Origin of the sequence: Wenzhouxiangella sp. XN24 (genome assembly GCF_011064545.1) — a bacterium.
GTDB lineage: Bacteria > Pseudomonadota > Gammaproteobacteria > Steroidobacterales > XN24 > XN24.
Genome location: NZ_JAAMFG010000028.1, coordinates 223,804 through 240,570, shown reverse-complemented (window position 1 = coordinate 240,570; position 16,767 = coordinate 223,804). Strand labels below are relative to the sequence as shown.

At 67.9% G+C, this 16,767-nt stretch carries 18 protein-coding genes; 1 reads left to right on the top strand and 17 read right to left on the bottom strand.

The genetic code is table 11. The features are described 5' to 3' along the window. Positions 1 to 18: 18 nt before the first annotated feature. The 14 genes from G6032_RS05445 to G6032_RS05380 form a co-directional block, all read right to left on the bottom strand. Complete coding sequence (locus G6032_RS05445; RefSeq protein WP_206211826.1) at positions 19 to 1,407, bottom strand: NAD(P)/FAD-dependent oxidoreductase; 1,389 nt, start codon at positions 1,405 to 1,407, stop codon at positions 19 to 21. Beyond that, positions 1,404 to 2,654: a kynureninase gene (gene kynU, locus G6032_RS05440; protein ID WP_165281111.1), complete on the bottom strand. Its 1,251-nt coding sequence runs from the start codon at positions 2,652 to 2,654 to the stop codon at positions 1,404 to 1,406. The genes G6032_RS05445 and kynU overlap by 4 nt, the downstream gene beginning before the upstream one ends. Next, entirely contained in the window at positions 2,651 to 3,679 is a 1,029-nt protein-coding gene (locus G6032_RS05435; protein WP_206211825.1) for an amidohydrolase family protein, read from the bottom strand. Before G6032_RS05435 ends, kynU begins: the two co-directional genes overlap by 4 nt. After that, on the bottom strand, positions 3,676 to 4,200 hold the full coding sequence (locus G6032_RS05430; protein ID WP_165281110.1) for a 3-hydroxyanthranilate 3,4-dioxygenase: 525 nt from the start codon (positions 4,198 to 4,200) through the stop codon (positions 3,676 to 3,678). Before G6032_RS05430 ends, G6032_RS05435 begins: the two co-directional genes overlap by 4 nt. 1 nt (position 4,201) lies before the next feature. Next, complete coding sequence (locus G6032_RS05425; protein ID WP_165281109.1) at positions 4,202 to 4,618, bottom strand: RidA family protein; 417 nt, start codon at positions 4,616 to 4,618, stop codon at positions 4,202 to 4,204. A gap of 1 nt (position 4,619) precedes the next feature. Next, positions 4,620 to 6,077, bottom strand: a complete 1,458-nt coding sequence (locus tag G6032_RS05420) for an aldehyde dehydrogenase (protein WP_206211824.1) — start codon at positions 6,075 to 6,077, stop codon at positions 4,620 to 4,622. Continuing rightward, on the bottom strand, positions 6,074 to 6,856 hold the full coding sequence (locus G6032_RS05415) for an SDR family oxidoreductase (RefSeq protein ID WP_165281108.1): 783 nt from the start codon (positions 6,854 to 6,856) through the stop codon (positions 6,074 to 6,076). The genes G6032_RS05420 and G6032_RS05415 overlap by 4 nt, the downstream gene beginning before the upstream one ends. A gap of 32 nt (positions 6,857 to 6,888) precedes the next feature. Then, positions 6,889 to 7,722: a symmetrical bis(5'-nucleosyl)-tetraphosphatase gene (locus G6032_RS05410; protein ID WP_165281107.1), complete on the bottom strand. Its 834-nt coding sequence runs from the start codon at positions 7,720 to 7,722 to the stop codon at positions 6,889 to 6,891. 21 nt (positions 7,723 to 7,743) lie between these two features. Continuing rightward, positions 7,744 to 8,118 (bottom strand): Co2+/Mg2+ efflux protein ApaG, encoded by a 375-nt coding sequence (gene apaG / locus G6032_RS05405; protein ID WP_165281106.1) that lies wholly within the window; start codon positions 8,116 to 8,118, stop codon positions 7,744 to 7,746. Between the two features lie 62 nt (positions 8,119 to 8,180). Continuing rightward, positions 8,181 to 8,612 (bottom strand): universal stress protein, encoded by a 432-nt coding sequence (locus G6032_RS05400; RefSeq protein ID WP_165281105.1) that lies wholly within the window; start codon positions 8,610 to 8,612, stop codon positions 8,181 to 8,183. Positions 8,613 to 8,644: 32 nt separating this feature from the next. Then, positions 8,645 to 9,424, bottom strand: a complete 780-nt coding sequence (gene rsmA / locus G6032_RS05395; protein ID WP_165281104.1) for a 16S rRNA (adenine(1518)-N(6)/adenine(1519)-N(6))-dimethyltransferase RsmA — start codon at positions 9,422 to 9,424, stop codon at positions 8,645 to 8,647. Further along, positions 9,421 to 10,407, bottom strand: a complete 987-nt coding sequence (gene pdxA, locus G6032_RS05390; RefSeq protein WP_165281103.1) for a 4-hydroxythreonine-4-phosphate dehydrogenase PdxA — start codon at positions 10,405 to 10,407, stop codon at positions 9,421 to 9,423. The genes rsmA and pdxA overlap by 4 nt, the downstream gene beginning before the upstream one ends. A gap of 12 nt (positions 10,408 to 10,419) precedes the next feature. Then, a complete protein-coding gene (locus tag G6032_RS05385) occupies positions 10,420 to 11,748 on the bottom strand; it encodes a peptidylprolyl isomerase (RefSeq protein WP_165281102.1) in 1,329 nt (442 codons plus the stop codon). A 7-nt stretch (positions 11,749 to 11,755) separates the two neighbouring features. After that, the gene (locus tag G6032_RS05380; RefSeq protein WP_165281101.1) at positions 11,756 to 13,930 is read right to left on the bottom strand and encodes an LPS-assembly protein LptD; all 2,175 of its coding nucleotides are present in this window, start codon (positions 13,928 to 13,930) and stop codon (positions 11,756 to 11,758) included. Positions 13,931 to 14,019: 89 nt separating this feature from the next. On the opposite strand from G6032_RS05380, the gene murU reads away from it, so the two are divergent. After that, positions 14,020 to 14,685, top strand: coding sequence for an N-acetylmuramate alpha-1-phosphate uridylyltransferase MurU (gene murU / locus G6032_RS05375; protein ID WP_165281100.1), 666 nt, complete (start codon positions 14,020 to 14,022; stop codon positions 14,683 to 14,685). Here murU and lipB read toward each other — a convergent pair. The 3 genes from lipB to G6032_RS05360 are packed head-to-tail and all read right to left on the bottom strand — an operon-like array spanning position 14,652 to position 16,704. Next, entirely contained in the window at positions 14,652 to 15,290 is a 639-nt protein-coding gene (gene lipB / locus G6032_RS05370; protein ID WP_165281099.1) for a lipoyl(octanoyl) transferase LipB, read from the bottom strand. The genes murU and lipB overlap by 34 nt on opposite strands. Continuing rightward, complete coding sequence (locus G6032_RS05365) at positions 15,290 to 15,550, bottom strand: DUF493 domain-containing protein (RefSeq protein WP_165281098.1); 261 nt, start codon at positions 15,548 to 15,550, stop codon at positions 15,290 to 15,292. Before G6032_RS05365 ends, lipB begins: the two co-directional genes overlap by 1 nt. Next, complete coding sequence (locus G6032_RS05360) at positions 15,547 to 16,704, bottom strand: D-alanyl-D-alanine carboxypeptidase family protein (RefSeq protein WP_165281097.1); 1,158 nt, start codon at positions 16,702 to 16,704, stop codon at positions 15,547 to 15,549. The genes G6032_RS05365 and G6032_RS05360 overlap by 4 nt, the downstream gene beginning before the upstream one ends. Positions 16,705 to 16,767 lie beyond the last annotated feature (63 nt).

Below are 16,767 nucleotides of genomic sequence, written 5' to 3'. Positions count from 1 at the left end.
GGATCTCCAGTGCCGCGCTCAGCCTGGTTTGTCGAGTTCCGGCAAGGGATCGAGGCGCGCAGCAATCAGTTTTCCGGCCCGATCATAGTCGACGGCCGCGGCATTATCGAGACCCGCGGTCAACTCGACGAGCAGCGTCTCCTGGATCCGTCCCCGCCGCTGCGCTTCGGCATAGGGCACATCGTCGCGAAACATGACGAGGCCGTAGCGCCGGGCAAAGCGATCCGGATGGCGTCGTTCCAGTTCGAAGGCGACCGCCTGCCGTAACAGGAACCCGGGATCCCGGACCGAGTCCCGCATCTCGACGTAGTTCTCCAGCGCCATGTCCGCGATGGCGTCCGCATTGGGTTTACGTCGCGCATAGAACATGCGGAAGGCCGCGGCGCGAGCATCGTCTGCGGAGCCTGCGTCTTCAACGGAGCCGAAACAGCGATCGAGTTCCAGCGCGTCCTCGAAGGCGCAGTTCATGCCCTGGCCATGGAAGGGCACGATGGCATGGGCGGCGTCGCCGAGCAGCAGCGCCCGGTCCTCGAGGTGCCACGGGGAGCAGCGCACGGTGCCGAGCGTGCCGGTCGGGTTGGCCAGGAAGCTGTCCTCCAGCTCGTCGATCAGCGCTGCGGCATCCGGGAACTCGTCGGAGAAGAAGCGGCGCACGGCCTCCTTGGTGCCGAGGCTGGCGAACGACGGTTCGCCGCTCTGCGCGAGGAACAGGGTGACCGTGAAGGTGTTGTCCCGGTTCGGCAGGGCGATCAGCATGTGTCCCCCGCGCGGCCAGATATGCAGTGCGCCCGGATCCATGCGCGGGGCGCCCCGCGCATCGGCCAGGATGCTGAGCTCCTTGTAGCCGTGCGAGAGCATGTCTTCGCGGCTTTCGTAGCCGGGCCGGTTCGCCAGGGCCTTGCGCAACATCGAGCCGGCGCCGTCGGCGCCGATGCACGGCGTCAGCCTGACCTGCTCCCGGGTGCCGCTCGTTTCGTCTTCGAACTCGAGCGTGTCCGTGTCGAAATCCACCGCCATGCAGCGCATGCCGAAACGGATGCGCACGCCGGCGCGTTCCGCCGCCTCCAGCAGCAGGGCGTTGAGTCCCGGCCGCGAGACGGAGTAGATGACCTCGTGCGCCCGTTGACCGTAGGGCTGGAAGTCGAGCGCTCCTTCGACCGGGTGCACCATGCGGCCGCGCATCTCGGTCAACAGTTCCGCGACGGCGGTCTCGAGGCCGGCCGCCCGGAGGGCCTTCAGGCCCCGGTTCGCCAGCGCCAGGTTGATGGAGCGACCGGCAGGCAGCGCCACCCGCCGCAGGTCGGGACGCTGCTCGTAGATCGTCACTTCACGGCCGCGACGTGCCAGGAAGATGGCGGCCAGTGCGCCGCCGAGTCCCGCGCCGATGAGCGTGACGGCCCGGCTCACCGCAATGCGTCCGCCAGCACCGCGACGAAACGTTCGACGTCGCTGTAGCGGTTGTAGAGCGGTACAGGCGCCACGCGGATCACGTCCGGTTCCCGCCAGTCGCAGACGATGCCCGCTGCGCCGAGGCGAGCGAATGCCTTGCGCCCGGCGGCCGTGCCCGCACGCAGGCGGAGGGAGAGCTGGGCGCCGCGGCGCGCCGGTTCACGGGGCGTGATGATCTCGACGGCGGAGCCGAGGTGCTCGTCGAGGCGGTCTTCCAGCAGCACCGTCAGCGCCAGTGACTTCTCTCGCAGCAGGGACGGGCCGGCGGCCGTGAACAGTTCCAGGGACGCGAGGAGCGGCGCCATCGCGATCACAGGGGGGTTGGACAGCTGCCATCCTTCCGCGCCCGGGATCGGCACGAAGTCCGGATCCATGCGAAAGCGCGTCGCCTTGTCGTGTCCCCACCAGCCCGCCAGGCGATTCAGGGTGGGGTCGTCGCCGTAGCGCGCATGGACGAAAGCGCCCGCCACCGTGCCGGGACCCCCGTTGAGGTACTTGTAGCTGCACCAGGCCGCGAAATCGGCGTTCGCGTCGTGCAGGTCCAGGGGCACGTTGCCGATGGCATGGGCGAGGTCCCAGCCGGCGAGCGCGCCCACCGCATGCGCCTCCTCGGTCAATGCGCCGATATCGAATGCCTCGCCCGAGAGATACTGCACGCCGGGCAGCAGCGCCAGGGCCAGCGAATCTCCGGCGGTGCGGATCGCCGCCACGAGTTCCTCGGTTCGGACATGGGGCTCGCCGGGGGCCGGCCCGACCTCGACCAGGGCGTCCTCGGGATCGAGCCCGTGAAAGCGCAGCTGCGATACCGCCGCATAGCGATCGGACGGGAAGGCCGAGCGCTCGATCAGGAGCTTGTAACGCCCTGCGGAGGGGCGGAAGAAGCTGGCCATCAACAGGTGCAGGTTGACGGTCAGGCTGTTCATGCAGACGACCTCGCTTTCGTGCGCGCCCGTGAGCTGCGCGAGCGGCGCCGCGAAGTGATCGGTGTAGTCCTTCCAGGGCCGGCGTCCCCGGAAATGGCCCTCGACGCCGAGCTCACGCCAGGCCTGCAACTCTTCTTCAACGTAGCGCGCCGCGTTCTTGGGCTGGAGGCCGAGTGAATTGCCGCACAGGTAGATGCAGTCCTCGCCTTCGTGGCGGGGGATATGGAACTGGTCGCGGAAGGCGGCCAGTGGATCGAGCGCATCGAGTCGTGCGGCGTTCATGCGCGGAACCGGGCCGCATCGAGGCCCAGCCACTCCAGTGCCGTGCCGGCCAGCAGGCGGGCGCGGGTCTCGGCCGACAGGTCGTCCATCCGCGCGATCATCTCCCCGGGCACCGTTTCCCCGAGCGGAAACGGGTAGTCGCTGCCGAGGGCGATTCGCTCGGCGCCCAGCAGGCGGATCATGAAACGCAGCATGTCCGGATCGTGCACCAGCGAATCGACGTAGAACCTGCCCACATAGTCGCGCGGGTTGCGCTCGTTATCCACCGCGACCAGGTCGGGGCGCACGCGAAAGCCGTGTTCGATGCGTCCGAGGGTCGCGGGAAAGGCGCCGCCGCCGTGGGCGAACAGGACCCGCAGTCCGGGCAAGCGCTCGAACACGCCACCGAAGATCATCGAGCAGATCGACAGCGAGGTTTCCGCGGGCATGCCGACCAGCCATGGCAGCCAGTACTTGGACATCCGGTCCCGGCCGAGCATCTCCCACGGGTGGACGAACACCGCGGCGCCGAGGTCGCGCGCGGCCTCGAAAACCGGGAAAAGGTCGGGATGGTCGAGATTCATGCCGTTGACATGGGTGCCGATCTCGATGCCGGCGAGTCCGAGCTCCTGCATGCAGCGCTCCAGCTCGCGAATCGCGAGATCCGCGTCCTGCATGGGCACGGTGCCGAGTCCCACGAAACGCTGCGGATGTGCGGCCACGAGGCTCGCGACGTGGTCGTTGAGGAGCCCCGAGAGGTCCAGTGCATCTGTCGGCTTCGCCCAGTAGCTGAACATGATTGGCACCGTGGACAGCACCTGGACGTGGACGCCGCTGTCATGGCATTCGGCCAGGCGCCGGTCCGGGTCCCAGAGATTGGACTGCACCTCGCGGAACAGCTTGCCGTCCTTGAGCATGTGCGCGCAGCCCGGGCCGTGCTCCGCGAGCTGCACCCAGCCGCCGTAGCCGTAGCGTGCCTGCAGGTCGGGCCAGCCGGGCGGCAGGACGTGGGTGTGGGTGTCGATGGTCAAAAGTCCCGTGTTCACGTCGCCGGGGCCTCGCGCGCGGACTCGTGACCGCAGGAATCGCATACACGGTTGGCCGGGTCGGCGTGAAAGCGATCGAATATCGGCGGCAGCTGGGCCACGATATCGTCGACGTGCAGGAACTCCTCGTAGAGCTTGTGGCCGCAGCGATCGCAGAACCACATGAAGCCGTCCTGCTCATCCGGCCGGCGGCGACGCTCGATCACCAGCCCGACGGTGTCGGCGTAACGTTGCGGAGAATGCGGCACGCCCGGCGGTAACAGCATCATCTCGCCCTCCCGCACCGGCACGTCGACGATCGCGCCGTCCTGCACGGTCTTCAGCAGCATGTCGCCCTCCAGCTGGTAGAAGAGCTCCTCGCCGGGATCCCAGTGGTAGTCGGTGCGGCTGTTGGGACCCCCCACGACCATGACGACGAACTCGGCGTCCTCGAACACCACCTGGTTGCACACCGGCGGCTTCAGCCGGTCGCGATGCGTCTCGATCCATTGCCGGAAATCGAATGCTCGTAGCGGGCGCATCTCAGTCCTCCACGGTGGCAATGCACTTCAGTTCGATGGCGATGGGCGTCGGCAACCGGGTAACCTCGACGGTGGTGCGACAGGGCGGATCGGAGGGGAAATATTCTTTCCACACGCGGTTGAAGACGACGAAGTCCCGCTGGATATTCGTCAGGAACACCGTCACGTCGACCAGTCGTTCCCAGCGGGATCCCGCGGCTTCGAGGACGCTGCGCACGTTGGCGAAGACTGCATGGCATTGGCGCTCGATGTCGTGCGCCAGGATGTTGCCGGCCTCGTCCAGCGTCACGCCGGGGATGGGTCCGCCGCCCGGCGCGCGGGGGCCGAGGCCGGACAGGAACAACAAGTTGCCGACCCGCCGCGCATGCGGGTAGTGACCCACGGGGGGCGGTGCGGTACTCGTCGTGGTGCTGCTCATATCACTCGTAACTCACGCAGACGTTTTTCGGTTCGGTAAAAAAGCGCATCGCCTCGAAGCCGCCTTCGCGACCGACCCCGGAGTGCTTGGTGCCGCCGAGAGGCGTGCGCAAATCGCGCACCATCCAGCAGTTCACCCAGACCATCCCGGCCTCGACGCGCGCCGCCACGCGGTGACAGCGCCCGATATCCCGGCCCCACACGGAGGCGGCCAGGCCATAGGGCACGTCGTTGGCGAGCGCCACGGCGTCGTCCTCGTCGTCGAAGGGCAGCAGCGTGGCCACCGGGCCGAAGATCTCTTCCTGGTTGCTGCGGCAGGCCGGCGCCAGGTCCTCGATCAGGGCCGGGGAGACGAACCAGCCATCGCGGCAACGCGCCGCGTCCGGGCGAACGGCTTCCCCGCCGCAAAGGACGCGGCCCCCCTCCTGTCGCGCGAGGTCCAGGTAGCCCAGGACCTTGTCGCGGTGTGCCGCCGAGATCAGTGCGCCCTGGTCGGTCTGCGGCGCCAGCGGATCGCCGACCTCGAGTGCCCCGGTGCGGGCGACCAGCGCGTCACGAAAGCGTGCGTAGAGCGATCGCTCCACCAGGATCCGCGAGCCGCACATGCAGACCTGCCCCTGGTTGGCGAAGGCGGCGCGCAGGACGCCCTCGATCGTGCGCTCGAAATCGCAGTCGGCAAACACGATGGAGGGATTCTTGCCGCCGAGTTCCAGGGACAGTTTCTTGAAGGACGGCGCCACCGTCGTCGCGATCCGGGCGCCGGTGCGCGTGCCGCCGGTGAACGACAGCGCACGGATCGCCGGCGCCTCGACGATGGCCTGGCCGATGCCGGGGCCATGGCCGTGCAGGATATTGAGCACCCCGGGAGGCAGGCCGGCCGCGATGCAGATCTCGGCGAACAGGCTTGCCGAGGCAGGCGCCAGCTCCGACGGCTTGGCGATCACGCAATTGCCGGCTGCCAGCGCGGGCGCGATCTTCCATGTCATCAGGTAAAGAGGCAGGTTCCAGGGCGAGATGCAGCCGACGACGCCGTGCGGTTCGCGCAGCGTGAAATTGACGCCGGCGTCGCCCATGGGATGGGCTTCGCTGGCGAATTGCGTGGCCGCCGCGGCGAAGAAACGCAGGTTCGCCGCGACCCGCGGGATGTCCATGCTGCGCGCGAGCGCCAGCGGCTTGCCCGTGTCGCGGGATTCCGCCTGGGCGAGCGTCTCGATGCGGTTCTCGACCTCGGTCGCGAGTGCATTCAGCCAGCCGGCCCGGGCCTCGGCGCCGGCCGTGCGCCACGCCGGTTGTGCCTGTCGGGCCGCAGCGACGGCCTGCTCGAGATCGACTTCATTGCTGTCCGCGACGCGCCCGTAGACGTGGCCGGTGGCTGGTTCATATACATCGAGCCATTGGTCGCCCGCGGGCGCCTGCAGGCGCCCGTCGATGTAGTTGCGGATTTCGGGCAAGCCGCTCAAAGGCTCGCCATGCGCCCGCCGTCCACGGGAACGTTGATGCCGTTGATATACGCCGCCTGGGGGGAGGCGAGAAAGCCCACCGCCCAGGCGATTTCCTCGGGCCGCGCGAAGCGCCCGGTCGGCACCTGGGCCAGCGCCGCCCGCTCGATCTCCTCGATGTCGCCGCCGGATTTCTCCGCACGCTGGCGAAACAGGTAATCGAGACGTTCGGTGCTGGTGAAGCCCGGCAGCACGTTGTTCACCGTGATCCCGGCCGGCGCGAGCTCGCGCGACAGCGTCTTCGCCCAGCTCGCCATCGCGGCCCGGATGGTGTTCGAGACGCCGAGGCCCGGGATGGGCTCCTTCACCGAGGTCGAGATGATGTTGATGATCCGGCCGTACTTGGATTTTCTCATCCCCGGCACCAGGGCCTGCGCGGCCAGCTGGGCCGCCAGGACATGCTGGCGGAAGGCGTCGGCGAATTCTTCGGGCCGGGCCTCGAATACCGGTCCCGCCGCGGGCCCGCCCGTGTTGTTGACCAGCACGTGGACAGGTCCTTCGCCGGCGATGTCGGCGAATGCGCGCGAGACCGCCGCCGTGTCCAGGAAATCGACCGCCCGGATGCCGTGTTGCGCCGCACCGCCGGGCAGCCTGGCGGCGACGGCAGCCAGCGCCGACTCGTCGCGCGCCACGAGCGTCAGGCTCGCGCCCATGTCTGCCAGCACCCCGGCAATGGCCCGGCCGATGCCGCGGCTGGCGCCGCATACGACGGCCCTGCGTCCCTCGAGCTTCAGTTGCATCGTGTTTTTCTCCTTGTTGTAGAGCCGATGTTCTAGCGAGCCTGCGGCGCAAGGCCCGGCCCGCACTCCACGCTGTGGCGCGTACGGTCGTCCAGTCGCAGCGCGGTGAGCCGACCACCCCACACGCATCCCGTGTCCAGGCTGAAAACACCCTCGTGCGTCATTTCGCCGAGCGTGGACCAGTGACCAAAGACGATGCGCTGCCCGGCGCTGCGGCGCCCCGGAAAACGGAACCACGGCGTCAGGGATTCATCTCCCGGGATCTCCGGCCCCTTGTGTTCGAATTCCAGGCTGCCATCGGGTCGCACGTAGCGCATGCGCGTGAAGGCGTTGACGATGAAGCGTAACCGGTCGATGCCTTCGAGGTCCGGCGACCATCGGTCCGGGCGTTCCCCGTACATCTGGCGCAGCACGCCGATGAAGCTGTCGCCGCCGAGGGCCGCCTCGAGTTCGCGTGCTGCGCTGCGCGCTTCCTCGAGATCCCACTGCGGGGGAATACCCGCGTGCACCATGGTAAACCCGATCCCCGCGTCGTGATGCAGCAGGGGGCGCCGTCGCAGCCACTCGAGCAGTTCCATGCGGTCGGGGGCGTCGAGGATCTCGTGGAGCGTATCGCGCGGTTTCTGCGGCCGATTGTTGGCCCACGCGGTGGCGAGCAGGTGCAGGTCGTGGTTGCCCAGCACGCTCACGGCGGCGTTACCCAGCGCGTGCACGAAGCGCAGCGTCGCGAGCGAGGCGGGACCGCGGTTGACCAGGTCCCCGCAGAACCAGAGCCGGTCGCGGGCGGGATCGAAATCGATGCGCTCCAGCAGGCGCTGGAGCGGATCCAGGCAGCCCTGCAGGTCACCGATGGCGTAAACCGTCATGTCAGTGCAGTGAACGCCACGTCAGTGCAGCGCGCCCGGCCTCGCCAGCGTGAAAGCGCTGATCGGCGCCTCGAAATGCCGTCCGGCCTCATCGACCATCTGGTAGGCGCCGCGCATCGAGCCGACCGGGGTGGGGATGATTGCGCCGCTGGAATAGCGGTAGCCCTCGCCGGGCTGGATCAGCGGCTGTTCACCGACCACGCCTTCCCCCTGAACTTCCTGGACCCCTCCATCGGCATCCGTGATGATCCAGTGGCGCGACAACAGCCGGGCGGCCGTCGGCCCCTCGTTGCGTATGGTGATGCTGTACGCGAAGGCATAGCGGTCATGCGCGGGGTCGGACTGGTGGTCCAGGTACGCGGTTTCGACCTCGATGCAGATCCGGGATTCAGCCATGAGAATGCTCCGTCGGCAGGCGTATCGCGTAAACCCCGATTCTACACGAGGCCCGTGCGGGCCTAGTCGCTGAGACGCACGGCGAGCACGTCGCAGGCAGCGGCGTGCAGCACGGCGTCCTCTGTGAGGTTGACGATCAGCGCCAGTCCATGGCGTTCTCGACTGCCGATCACCAGCAGGTCCGCGGGCCAGTCCCGCACGGCGCGCAGCAGGTCGGCCTTGATGGTGCCGGCGACGACCTCCTGCTCGACATCCGGCAGGCCGGCGGCGGCCGTGAGTTCCGCAAGCCGGTTGCGGGCTCCTGCGACGAGTTCCCGCTCGATGTTCACCGCGGGCAGCAAGGCTTCCCCCATGGGTTCGACCGGCACGTACTCGACGACGTGCAGGACACGCAGCTTCGCGCCGGTGAAATCCGCAAGCCACTTTGCGCGGGCGAGGACCCGTTCGCTCTCGGTGTCCAGGTCCACGGCCACAATGATTCGCTGGTAATCCATTCCCGCTCTCCCCGCTGGCGTGCTCACCATGATTATAGGCGCGTGGCGGCCGCGAGGCGCGCGAAGTCACCCGGTGACAGGGTTTCCGCGCGTGCGCCGGGATCGCAGCCGACCATGCGTATCGTATCGGCGTCGACCAGGCCGGCCAGCGCATTGCGCAAAGTCTTGCGCCGCTGGCCGAAGGCCCGCCGTACGACCTCCGCGAAGCGCTGGGGATCGACCACCGGGAAGGGCGGGTCCCGCCACGGCGCCAGGCGAACGATGGAAGACCACACTTTCGGCGGCGGACGGAAGGCGCCGGGGCCGATGTCGAACAGCGCCTCGACCCGGCATGCGACGGCGATCATCACGCTGAGCCGACCGTAGGTCTTCGAGCCGGGCCCGGCCGTCATCCGCTCGACGACCTCGCGCTGGAGCATGAAGTGCATGTCCTCGATCACGGCGGCCTGCTGGATGAAGCGGAACAGCAGCGGCGTGGAGATGTTGTAGGGCAGGTTGCCGACCAGCCGTAGCGGCGGCCCGTCGCCGGCCAGGGCCGCGAGGTCCATGCGCAACGCATCGCCCTGGATGACGGTCAACGAATCCCCGGCTTCCGGCCGGGCGGCGAGGCGCGCGGCGAGGTCGCGATCGAGTTCGATGACGGTGAGGCGGGCGCCCCGGCGCAGCAGCGGCATGGTCAGGGCGCCTTCTCCCGGGCCGATCTCCACGAGACGTTCGCCCGGCACGGGATCGACCGCAGCCACGATGCGCTCGATGACGGTTGCATCATGCAGGAAATGTTGTCCGAAACGCTTGCGTGGCGCGTGGCTCATGCGGACGCTGCTGTGCGTGCCGCGATCTCGATCGCCAGTTCGAGTGCCGCCGCCATGCTGCCCGGGTCGGCGCGCCCGCGACCCGCGATGTCGAGTGCCGTGCCGTGGTCCACGGAGGTGCGCAGCAGCGGGATGCCCATCGTGATGTTCACCGCGCGGCCGAAGCCTGCGTACTTCAGGACCGGCAGGCCCTGGTCGTGATACATCGCCAGCACGGCGTCCGCCCCGGCGAGGCGTTCCGGGGTGAACAGGGTGTCGGCCGGCAGTGGCCCCTCGAGCGAGAGGCCTGCTGCACGCAATCGTTGCAGCGTCGGTGCGATGACGCGGATCTCCTCGTCACCCAGGTGGCCGCTCTCCCCCGCATGGGGATTCAGGCCGGCCACGAGGATTCTCGGCTCGGTGATGCCGAAGCGTTCGCGCAGCCCGGCATGCAAGCCGCGCAGCACGACATCGAGGCCTTCCGGGGTGATCGCGGCGGGGACGTCCCGCAATGGCAGATGCGTGGTCGCCAGGGCGACGCGCAGCTCGCCGGAGACCAGCAGCATGACGGGGCGGCCGCCCGCGAGCTCGCCGAGAAACTCGGTATGACCGGAGAAGGCGTAGCCGGCATCGTTCATGACACCCTTGTGCACGGGAGCCGTGACCATGCCGTCGAACTCGCCTTCCAGGCAGCCCCGCGCGGCGCGCCGCAGCGTGGAGAGCACGGCTTCTGCATTCCGCGGGTCGAGACGGCCGGGGACGGTTGGCACGGCGAGCGGGATGTCGAGGACCTGCAATTCGCCGGCGCGATGAGGCCGGGCCGTGGAGACGGAGACGGGTTTCACCTGGGAACCGAGGCGTGCGGCCGTCTCCCGCAGGTGCTCCAGCGGACCGACGGCCACCAGGCGCGCCGCCCAGGGTCGCGCGGCGACCGCCAGGCACAACTCGGGACCGATGCCGGCGGGCTCGCCGGTCGTCAACGCAATAGCGGGCAGGGCCCCCATGCGAGGCGCGGCTCAGCCGCCGCGGATCTCGACCCAGGCTTCGTCGCGCATGCTACGCAGCCAGAGCTCGGTTTCCTGTTCCTGCTTGCTGGCGCGGATGGCTTCGATGGCCTGCCGGCGCTTCACTTCGTCCGTGGTGTCACGCTCCTGCCGATCCTCGAGCAGGATGATGTGCCAGCCGAACGGCGAGCGAAAAGGTTCGCTGATCTCGCCCGGTTCGAGTTGCGCAAGAGCCGCGTCGAACTGCGGCACGAAGGTGCCCGGCGGATTCCAGCCGAGATCGCCGCCACGGACGGCCGAACCCGGATCTTCCGACTCCAGAGTGGCGATGTCGGCGAAGGCTTCGCCGGCCTCGATGCGGGCCCGGAATTCTTCGAGGCGGCCGCGGACGGTCTCGTCGTCGACCACTTCGTTGGTGGTCAGCAGGATGTGGCGCGCCCGGGTCTGCATCTGCACGACACGCTCGTCGCCGCCACGAATCTCGTTGACGCGGAAGATGTGAAAGCCGCTGCTGCTCTGGATGGGGGCGCTGACCTCGCCCGCGGACAACGACTGGATGGCTCCGGCGAATTGCTGCGGCAATCGTGAGCCGCGGCGCCAGCCGAGCCGGCCGCCTGACAGCGCCTGTTGTCCTGCGGATTCGGCCACCGCGAGTTCGGCGAAATCGTCCCCCGCCTGCAATCGCGCATAGACCTCATCCGCGCGTTTTCGGGCGCTCGAAAGCTGCTCCTGGTTCGGATTCGCCGGCAGGGCGATGAGGATCTGGGACACGTCGTAATCGAGCTGGTTGCCGACGTTCGCCTCGTTCTGCTCCAGCCAGCGCTCGATCTCGCTCTCGGAGACCTGGATCCGGGCGTTCACGTCACGTTGCCGCAGGGCCTCGATGGTCATCTCCCGCCGCAGATCTTCGCGGAACGCCGTGTAGTCGATGCCCTCGGACGCCAGGGTGGCGGGCAGGTTCGCAAAGGGGATTTCGTTGCGTGCGGCGACGCGCTCGAGTGCGAGGTTCAGCTGTTCGTCGCTGATCCGGATGCCGAGTCGCGCGGCGCGTTGCATCTGCACCTGCTGGACCACGAGGCTCTCCAGGATCTGGTCTCGCAGCAGCTCGGCCGGCGGCATGCGGGTGCCCTGGGCGCGCAGCTGTTCCGTGACCCGCGCGACGCGGTCCTCGAGTTCGGATTGCAACACCACGCCGTCGTCGACCACCGCCACGATGCGGTCCAGCAGCACGCCGGAATCGCTGAGCGAGCCCGACTGTGCATGGAGCGGCGCGCCGAAGCTCCCCAGCAGCCCGGACGAGAGCAGGGTGGTCGATAAAAAAATCTTCGAAAACAGTCGCATAGGATCTCTATTGGTCATAAGCGGAGTAGCCTAGGATATCACTCTCGAAGCGCTTCCTCGCCCCGGCGCCACCGAGCCCCTTGAATTCCACCTGCAGCCGTATCGCCGCATCGGTGCTGCCGTCGCGGCGGCTGACCTGGTCGCTGGCCGAGAAGCGGACGGCCCAGCAGCAGCTTTCGTATTGCAGCCCGAAGAGGCGATCGACGGCCGTTTCGTCGCGCAGCGAGTATTCGATGCCGCTGACGAAGCTCCAGCGGCGCGCGATCGGCCAGCCGACGGAGAACGCCAGGTCTTCCAGCAGCTCCGGGCGGTAACGATAAGACAGGTTCACGACGCGGTTCGGCGCCGGCTGGTACTGCACCCGGAACTGTGCAAGGCGGGTTTCGGCGGTGCCGGTTTCCCACTGGTAACCGATGTCGGCGTTCCAGTTGTTGAACAGGCCCAGGCCGAGTTCGAGCACGATGGGCGAACCTTCGGCGGTGTCCAGGCTCTCACCGGGCAGGGCCACTTCCGGGTCCGACAGGTACCATGCCTTGCCGAGCGATGCGGTGAGGAATTCGCGCCCGGACTCGGACTCGAGCAGGCGGGTGGTCACGCCGACGCTCACCTGGTTGGTGTCGCCAAGCCGGTCGAAGCCGAGAAAGCGGTTCGGGCGAAACAGCTGGACATAGTTGAAATCCGGCCGGCCGCTGTCGAACAAGGGCAGGTCATCCTGGTCCCGTTGCGGGATGAAGGCGTAGAGCGCCCGCGGCTCGATGGTCTGCACGAAGCGGCCCCGCGAAAGCGCGCGCTCGAAGACCAGGCCGGAATCGATGCTCAGGATGGGCGCCACGTAGCCCGGATTGTCCTCCGCGCCCGGCGGCTGGTCGGTCAAGGTGTATTGCACCATGCGCAGCCTGGCGCTCGGCGTGAAGAAAAATCCCGGAGCGGCGATCGGGAGACTGACGCCCGGCTCGAGGACCGCGCGCCCGCCCTCCGGTCCTACATCGCGAACGAATCCCGCCGCCTCGGTGGTCACCTGCCAGTCCAGTCCGAGCGGTCCGTCTCGCCACAGCCCGTTGGCGCTGATCTGCGGCAGCCGCGCGTAGGGGCGCTCGTCGTCCGGAATCCCGAGGTCGAGCGTGCGGAAGTTCTGCATGCGCGCCACGATGCGCCAGGTGTCACCGATATAGTCCGCCTGCAGCAGGCGCTCGAGGTGGGTCCGGCTGGTGACCTGGGTGCCGCGCCCGAGGTCCTGGAAATAATCCGTGTCGGAGACATCCTCGAGGGCCGCGGTGAAGCGCCAGCCGTTGTCGAAGCGGGTGACGTGCCCGACATTCACCCAGGCGCGGGCGTCGTTGGTGGCCAGCGCACTGTCCCGGTAGAGGTAGTCGAATTGGACGCTGCCGCGGCTCTGCTCGGTCAGGTAGCGGAACTCGTTCTGCAACTGCAGGCCCCGCCTGGACAACAGCGCGGGGGTAAGCAGGTAATCATAATTGGGCGCCAGGTTGAAATAGTAGGGCGCGGCAAACTCGAAACCGCTGCGGGTCGACTGGCCGAATTCCGGCACCAGGAACCCCGATTTGCGCCGGTCGGACAGCGGAAACGAGAGGTAGGGCCAATAGATGACCGGCGTATCGAACAGGCGCAGCGTCACGTGCTCCGCGACGCCGGTCTCATCGTCGATATCGAGATCGAGATGGTCGATGCGCAGCCACCAGTCCGGGTCGTCGCCGGGACACGTGGTGTAGGTCACCCCGTCCATTTCGATCCGGCCGTCCTGGTCGGCCCGGATCCGTTCGGCGCCGCCGCTCGCGGGTTGCGAGGGAATCCGGTATCGATTGCCGCTCAGGATGGCCATGCCCTCGGCCGGGAGGAACTCCAGGGAGTCGGCTTCGACTTCGAAGCCGGGCTGCAGGTAGCGCGCCCCCTTGACGGCCACCACGCGCCCCGCGGCGCGATCCCAGGTGGCGCTTTCGGTCTCGAGGCGCTGGGCCCCGCGTTGCAGCACGACACCGCCGGAAAACTCGGCGTTTCCTTCCGCCTCGACCTCGGCCCGGTTGGCGGATACCTCGAGCCGGCCGCTGTCGTCGATCGGGCCCAGGTCGATCGTCTCGGGCAGGGGACAGATGGATCCCTCTTGCGCGGCAGCGCCCGCCCACGGGAAGCTGAGGAAAAATGAAAGGACCAGCAGTCGATACATCAAGCGCCCCGGCGACCGGACGCTAACATGGCATACTTCGACGCGAGTCATCAATCGCCACCCGGCGCGGATCCGGCGAGGAGATCCCTGTGAAAGCCATGGTGCTGGCGGCAGGTCGGGGCGAACGGATGCGTCCGCTCACGGACCAGATGCCGAAACCCCTCCTTCCGGTCGGCGGACGACCGCTGGTGGCGCATCATCTCGTGGCGTTGGCGGCGGCCGGCTACCGCGAGGTCGTCATGAACTGCGCCTGGCTCGGTGAACAGCTTCGCGCGACCCTCGGAGACGGACGGGAGTGGGGCGTCAGCATCGCGTATTCCCCTGAGCCTTGGCCGGCGCTCGATACCGGCGGCGGCATCTTCCAGGCCCTCCCGCTGCTCGGTCCCGGCCCCTTCCTGCTGGTCAACGGCGACACCTGGTGCGACCTGGCGCTCGCGGGGCTCGCGCTGCCGCGCGACATGCTGGGCCACCTCGTGCTCGTGCCGAATCCGCCGCACAATCCGGATGGGGACTTCGGTCTGGAAGATGGCCGGGTACTGCCGGATGCCGATTCGCGCTACACCTACAGTGGCTTGGCCGTTCTTGCGCCGGAGCTGTTCGACGGCTGTACTCCGGGGCGGTTTCCCCTCGCCCCGTTGCTGCGAAAAGCGGCGGGCGAGGGCAGGCTCAGCGGAGTGTTGCACGATGGATTCTGGACTGACGTCGGTACGCCGGACCGGCTCTACGCGCTGCGCGCGAGGCTGGGGGCAGCCTGAGCCAGTTCGTCCAGCAGGGCGGCCTCGAGGTCGTCGGCTACCGAATCGATATCCCGGTCCACGCCCAGGGCGGCCAGTTGGGTGACCTGCAGCCCCTCGTAGCCGCAGGGGTTGATGCGGTTGAACGGCTGCAGGTCCATGGCGACGTTCAGCGCCAGCCCGTGGTAACTGCAGTTGCGCCGGATGCGCAGCCCGATGCTGGCGAGCTTGCAGCCATCGACGTAGACCCCGGGCGCCTTGCGATCGCCTTGAGCGTCGATGCCGTAGCCTGCCACGCAACGGATCACCGCCCGTTCCAGGACGCAGACCAGGGCCCGGGCGCCCAGCCCCGCGCGTCCCAGGTCGAGCAAGGGGTAGACGACCAGCTGGCCGGGCCCGTGGTAAGTGACCTGGCCGCCTCGATCGACCTGCACGACGGGGATGTCCCCGGGCGCCAGCAAGTGCTCGCGCCGGCCGTTGAGCCCCAGGGTGAAAACCGGCGGGTGTTCCAGGAACCACAGCTCGTCGGGCTGCTCGGGACCGCGCGTCTGGGCAAACGATTGCATACGGCGCCAGGTGGGCTCGTAGTCGACGCGGCCGAGCCGATGCACCACGGGAAAAGTCATCAAAGCACCATCAGCACTCGATCATGCGCCGACAGGTCGGTATAGATCGCATCGAGCTGCGCCTGGGTCCGGGCGTGGACGATCACGGTCAACGCGACGAAATTACCGTCGCGACTGTCGCGCAGCCGCACATGATTCTCCGGCACGGGGCCGGCATGCGCCTCGACCATGGCGACCACGAGTTCGCGGAACCCCGGATCTTTCCGGCCCATGACCTTGAGCGGAAAATCACATGGAAATTCGAGCAGGGTCTCGCTCATTCGAACCACAGCAGGACGGAGTGCAGCGCACGCCGCGCGAGCCCCCCCTCCGTCGATCTGCCCAGGGGATGCAGTGGCCGCTCCGCGAGCGGCTCGTCCTCCAGGCTGACCTTGATCCGGCCGACCGCATCCTCCGGCGCCAGCGGGGCGACCAGGGGCGACTGCAGTTCGAGCGAGGCCTGCATGGCATCGTAGCGGCCCCGCGGCACGGTCACCCAGAGATCCTCGGTCAGGCCGAGGTCGAGGGTGTCCTGCTCGCCTTTCCAGATCCGCGCGCTGGTCACGGCTTCGCCTGCCGCATAAAGCCGGTGGCTTTCGTAGAAGCGGAAACCCCAGTTCATCAGGCTCTGCGTGGCATCGGCCCGGGCCTTGGCGCTGCTGGTGCCGAGCAGCACGGAGATCAGGCGCATGCCTTCGCGCTCTGCCGACGCCACCAGGCAGTAACCCGCGGCATCCGTCATGCCGGTCTTCATGCCGTCCACGCTGGGGTCGCGCCACAGCATCTGGTTCCTGTTGCGCTGCGTGATGTTGTTGAAAGTGAACTCGCGCTCGGAATAGAACTGGTAGAACTCCGGGAACTCGCGAATGATCGCGCTGGCCAGCAGGGCGATGTCGCGTGCCGAACTGTAGTGGCCCTCTGCAGGGAGGCCGTTGGCGTTGAGGAAGTTGCTGTTCACCATCCCGAGGCGCCGCGCATACTCGTTCATCAGTTCGGCGAACGCCGCCTCGGAGCCGGCCGTATGCTCCGCGAGGGCCACGGAGGCGTCGTTGCCGGACTGGATGATCATGCCGCGCAGCAGGTCCTCGACACTGACGCGCGAGCCGACCTCGATAAAGGTTCGTGAACCGCCGGTGCGCCAGGCGCGCTCGCTCACGGTGACCAGGTCGTCGAGGCGCATCTGGCCCTTGCTGAGCTCGCTGAACACCACGTAGGCGGTCATCAGCTTGGTGATGCTGGCCGGATCCATGCTCGCGTCGGCATCTTTTTCCGCCAGCACTTCGCCGGAATTGAAGTCCAGCAGGATATAGCCGCGGGCGGCCACCGCCGGTGCTGCCGGAACGGGGGGCAGCAGGGACGCCGGTTGCTGGGCGATCGCGGCAAGCGGCGGGGAGAACAGGACCAGCACGAGACAGAGAACGGATATTGAGCGCATGACTCCCGGGGGCGGCGCATGGCCGTCGTTGTGAGGGGTGGAACCAGTCAGGAATGTTACACG

Bases quoted from the DNA above. Each gene is read 5' to 3' on its own strand.
- G6032_RS05400 (WP_165281105.1), bottom strand. From the start codon at position 8,612: ATGGATTACCAGCGAATCATTGTGGCCGTGGACCTGGACACCGAGAGC.
- G6032_RS05415 (WP_165281108.1), bottom strand. From the start codon at position 6,856: ATGCAACTGAAGCTCGAGGGACGCAGGGCCGTCGTATGCGGCGCCAGC.
- G6032_RS05365 (WP_165281098.1), bottom strand. From the start codon at position 15,550: ATGAGCGAGACCCTGCTCGAATTTCCATGTGATTTTCCGCTCAAGGTC.
- rsmA (WP_165281104.1), bottom strand. From the start codon at position 9,424: ATGAGCCACGCGCCACGCAAGCGTTTCGGACAACATTTCCTGCATGAT.
- G6032_RS05410 (WP_165281107.1), bottom strand. From the start codon at position 7,722: ATGACGGTTTACGCCATCGGTGACCTGCAGGGCTGCCTGGATCCGCTC.
- pdxA (WP_165281103.1), bottom strand. From the start codon at position 10,407: ATGGGGGCCCTGCCCGCTATTGCGTTGACGACCGGCGAGCCCGCCGGC.
- G6032_RS05385 (WP_165281102.1), bottom strand. From the start codon at position 11,748: ATGCGACTGTTTTCGAAGATTTTTTTATCGACCACCCTGCTCTCGTCC.
- apaG (WP_165281106.1), bottom strand. From the start codon at position 8,118: ATGGCTGAATCCCGGATCTGCATCGAGGTCGAAACCGCGTACCTGGAC.
- kynU (WP_165281111.1), bottom strand. From the start codon at position 2,654: ATGAACGCCGCACGACTCGATGCGCTCGATCCACTGGCCGCCTTCCGC.
- lipB (WP_165281099.1), bottom strand. From the start codon at position 15,290: ATGACTTTTCCCGTGGTGCATCGGCTCGGCCGCGTCGACTACGAGCCC.
- G6032_RS05425 (WP_165281109.1), bottom strand. From the start codon at position 4,618: ATGAGCAGCACCACGACGAGTACCGCACCGCCCCCCGTGGGTCACTAC.
- G6032_RS05430 (WP_165281110.1), bottom strand. From the start codon at position 4,200: ATGCGCCCGCTACGAGCATTCGATTTCCGGCAATGGATCGAGACGCAT.
- G6032_RS05380 (WP_165281101.1), bottom strand. From the start codon at position 13,930: ATGTATCGACTGCTGGTCCTTTCATTTTTCCTCAGCTTCCCGTGGGCG.
- G6032_RS05360 (WP_165281097.1), bottom strand. From the start codon at position 16,704: ATGCGCTCAATATCCGTTCTCTGTCTCGTGCTGGTCCTGTTCTCCCCG.